The organism is Schumannella sp. 10F1B-5-1, from assembly GCF_006517535.1.
Taxonomy (GTDB): Bacteria; Actinomycetota; Actinomycetes; order Actinomycetales; family Microbacteriaceae; genus Schumannella.
Genome location: NZ_VHQH01000261.1, coordinates 1 through 287, shown reverse-complemented (window position 1 = coordinate 287; position 287 = coordinate 1). Strand labels below are relative to the sequence as shown.

The 287-nt window shown below is 79.1% G+C and carries 1 protein-coding gene; it reads right to left on the bottom strand.

The features are described from left to right. Positions 1 to 261 (bottom strand): substrate-binding domain-containing protein (locus FJ658_RS15630; protein ID WP_370454824.1); only part of this gene is annotated, 261 nt, incomplete at its 3' end. Between the last annotated feature and the right edge of the window lie 26 nt (positions 262 to 287).

Genomic DNA, 287 nt, shown 5'->3' with positions numbered 1-287 from the left:
CACGAGGGCCTGCAGCAGCCCGACCGCGAGCAGGTCGTTGGCGGCGAACACCGCATCCGGCCGCTCGGCGGCGGGGCGGGCGACGAGCTCCTCGCCCAGGCGTCGGCCTTCGAGCACCGAGAGCGCGGCGCCCTCGAGCACCTCGATCGAGGCGCCCGGCGTCGCCGCCACGGCCTCCCGCGCGCCGACGAGGCGGTCGGCGACCTGCCGGATCGTCTGCGGCCCGGACACGAAGGCGACCCGCCGACGACCCCCCGCCAGCAGGTGGGCGACCGCGGTGCGCCCCC